Consider the following 3,630-nt stretch of genomic DNA (forward strand, 5'->3'; position numbering starts at 1 on the left):
GACGGGTTCCGCGACGAGGAAGGCGGCGTTCCGCGCATCCGGCGGGAGGTCGAGCTCGGCTGTCAACCAGCGCGGCGAACAGCCGCACGCGGCCTCGGGGAGCCCGCCGTTCTCGCGCGTCACGAGTGACCGGAGTCGGTCCTGTTCACGCTCGCCGAGGACGTACCCGCCCTCGGACCGAAGCGCGGACAACAGGTCGCCGACCGTGTCGCTCGTCGCCACGACCGCCGCGTCGGCGGCGGGGTGTGACCCGAAGTCGTAGGTGGCACCGACAGCGACGTGTGTCGCCACGTCGGTCGCCGGGTTGGTCCCGTCCGCGACGGAGACAAGCCCGTTAGCACTCGTACAGAGGTTAGGGGTGCCACAGCGCTGCCCCGCGGCAACCGTCGTCTCGGGACCCGGCGCGCAGACGAGGTCGACCAGCTCGAACAGCGAGTCAGTGCTCGGCTTCGACGCGGGTGCGGGGACCGTCGAGACGGACTCCGGCGGAACGCCGGTCCGCGAGAGCGCGCGTTGGACGGTCTCGACGACGACATCACAGGTCTCCATCGCTGACGGGGACGGTGCGAACACGACCGGGTTGCGGCCGGCCAGCGCGTACAGCGAGACGACGGCCGGCACGACAACCGGGTGTGTCGCCGGGACCGAGGTACCGACGACCCCGACCGGTCGAGCCACAGTCAGGGTTCCTCGCTGCCCGTCGCGGTCGATCACCCCGGTCGTCGCGCGTTCCTGAACCGTGGACCGTGCGCCCCGCAACACCGTGGTTATCTTCTCGGCTTTCGCGTCCGGGTGTCCGCGTCCGGTCTCGTCGGCCGCGATCCGTCCGAGTCGTGCGACGGTATCCGGGTCGGTCAGCGCGTCGCCGACCGCCTCCACGACGCTTGTCAGCTCGCGATCGTCGGTGTCGGCCAGCTCGCTCCCCGCGGATCTGGCATCCGTCACCGCGTTTACGACTCGTCCCGCCGGCCCGTCATCCGTCGTAACGTCTCCAGTCATAGACTATCGTGTGTCCGCATCCGTCATATTCTCACCCCGTGATGTATCATGTCACCCCCTGAAACGACATCTCCGAGGAGAAACAGTTATGATAATGGGGAATGGTACCACTCAGCAGATACATGGACGACCCGCCGGCGCTCGTCGAGGTCGTACAGCGGCGGCTCGACTTCCTTGAGACGCTCTCCGGCGGAGCGTTCCGGAAACACGAGCTGGTCGACGAGATGGATTGTTCGCGGTCGACGGTGAACCGCGCCATCGACGAGCTGGAAGACGAGAGCCTCGTCACCCGCGAGACGGACGGCTATCGGACGACGCTCACGGGGCGGCTCCTCGCGTCGAGCTATCGCGACTTCCTCACCGCCGCGGCTGATGTCGACGACACCCGTGAGGTCCTCTCCCCGCTGGGGGCTAGTATCGATCTCTCCCCGGTCGCCCTCCGTAATGCAGACACGTATCGCGCGGCCGGCCCCGACCCGTACCGACCGCTCGAACGGCTCGACAGCGCTGTCGTCGACGCGACGGTCGCCGACATCGCCGTGCCGACCCTTCCGTATCCCCGACTCCTCGATCGGCTTCGGAACCTCGCCAGCGGCGATGGACCGGGCAGTGGTAACAGTACCGACGGGGAGATACATGTCGACCCTGGAACGGGTGAAAACGGCGTTACGCTCGTCCTCGACAACGCGCTGTACCGCCACGCGAGAACCCGGTTCCCTGCCGACATCGCAGCCGTCGCGAGCGCCCCCGGCACGACTGTCGCCACCACCGACCGCGTCGATGTCGGGATCGTCGTCACCGATGGGGTATGTCTCACCCTCGTGTTCGACGACGAGGGCGGACTTCACGGGATCACCGAGTCGACCGACTCGGCGGCGATCGAGTGGGCGCGCAGCCGTGTCCGGTCGCTCGCGAGTGACGGGGACGAAGTGACCGGCGAGCTCGCCGACCTCTCCGAAAACGACGGCGGGGATACGGCACCCGGCGGGTTCATCGGTCGGACGGCCGCCGCCGACGGGATGTCCCTGACTGCACAAGGGTTCAGCGTTCTGGACGACGACCGCCTCACGAGGGAGGCGGACCCGACGGGTCCCCTCCGCGCCTCGCCCAGCTTCGCCGAGGTCGCGGCCGGCCACGTCGTCGAACGAACCGCGCCGACCCCTGAAGGTGACGGCCGTCAGGCGATCGCCGACCGACTCCTCACGGGGCTCGACGACGGGACGGACCACGCCCTCGTCGGCCCGCCGGGAAGCGGCAAGAGCACGGTGTGTCGGGATGTCGCGGTCCGTTGGCATCGGTCGGGTCGCGGCCCGGTCCTGTACCGTCGGGGCGACGCCGAGGGGACGTTCACCGCCGTCGAGACGCTCCGTGAGCGTGCCTCCGCGGCTGACGGACACGCTCTCGTCGTCGTCGAGGACGTGGTCGATCCCGAGGCGGCGCGAACGATGACGGTAGCCAGAGGACTCGCCGAGCGCTCCGACGTCTCGTTCCTCTTCGATGCCCGCGAGGCGGCGTACGACGACCCCGACGACCTGTCGCTTTCGCCCGCGGACCTCGCGTACCGACGGGTGGTCGAAACGGTTCGGATGCCCCGGCTCGACGCGCAGGAGGTCGAGCGGTTCATCGATCACGTCGACACGACGACCGACGCGTCCCTCACGGCGGACCCGACGACCCTACAGGAGGCGATCGGCGTCGGAGGCGCCGGCGAGGAGGACGGCGGTGCGGACGGCGGCGGACACAGCAGTCAGGGAGAGGTGTCGCGGCTGGTCCACCGGCTCGCCTATTCGGTCGCACCGATCCGCGGGGAGCCGGCGGCGCGGAGCGCCTTGGAGGACGAAGTCGCCCGCGCGGTTCGGGAGATCGCCGGCCGCCCCGCCCCGACGATGGACGTGGCGACGCTCCTTACCGTGTTGAACGTCGCCGGTGCCGACGACGTTCGCTCGCTCGCGTACGCCCTCCTCGACGGGACGGGCGAGTCCGCAGACGGATCGATCGCCGGTTCCGACGCGAACTTGCGTTCCGACGCGAGTGACGCATCCGGAACCGGACCCGACGCTATCCGACGTGCCCTCGAACGGCTGGAGGGAACGGTGCTGGTGTCCGCCCCAGACGGCTCGACTCGACTCGTTCACGAGGAGTGGTCGGCGTTGTTCTTGGAGCGGTTGTTGGAACGTGACCCGGAGCCCGTGGTCGCCCGGCGGGTAGGTCGCGTGGTGACGCGCCTGCTCTCGCTCGCCGACGACCCCGCCAGGCGGTCGCGGATCCGACGGGTGTTCGGCGGCGACGCTCCCGCGATCGACGAGATCGAACGCGACCCCGCGGAGTGGGCTGCGACGACGACCCGGGCGGTGTACGGTGTCGGGCGCGATTTTCCCCGGCTCGCGGGATTGTACGGCCGCGTCCGGTACTCCTGGATCGATCTCCCCGAGGCGTGTCCGGACGCGCTCCGGGAGCGCCCCCCGGAGTGGATCACCCGGATGTACATCGACGCGGGCGACCTCGAACGCGCGACGGAGGCCCTCGACGCGTGGCGGCCGGCGTCGGCGATCGGCGAGGCGAAACGACAGCGCGGGTTCGGAGACGTCGCCCGCCGACGTGGCGATCACGACGTCGCCATGGACCACTTCG

At 69.6% G+C, this 3,630-nt stretch carries 2 protein-coding genes; one reads left to right on the top strand and one right to left on the bottom strand.

The features are described from left to right. Positions 1-999: aldehyde dehydrogenase family protein (locus ACFQEU_RS13005; RefSeq protein ID WP_379782815.1), on the bottom strand; the 999-nt coding region annotated here is incomplete at its 3' end. Between the two features lie 101 nt (positions 1,000-1,100). Between ACFQEU_RS13005 and ACFQEU_RS13010 the strand changes: the two genes are divergently transcribed. Continuing rightward, positions 1,101-3,630: transcriptional regulator FilR1 domain-containing protein (locus tag ACFQEU_RS13010; RefSeq protein WP_465261148.1), on the top strand; the 2,530-nt coding region annotated here is incomplete at its 3' end.

The sequence above is a fragment of the Halorubrum tibetense genome (genome assembly GCF_042661865.1).
Classification (GTDB): domain Archaea; phylum Halobacteriota; class Halobacteria; order Halobacteriales; family Haloferacaceae; genus Halorubrum; species Halorubrum tibetense.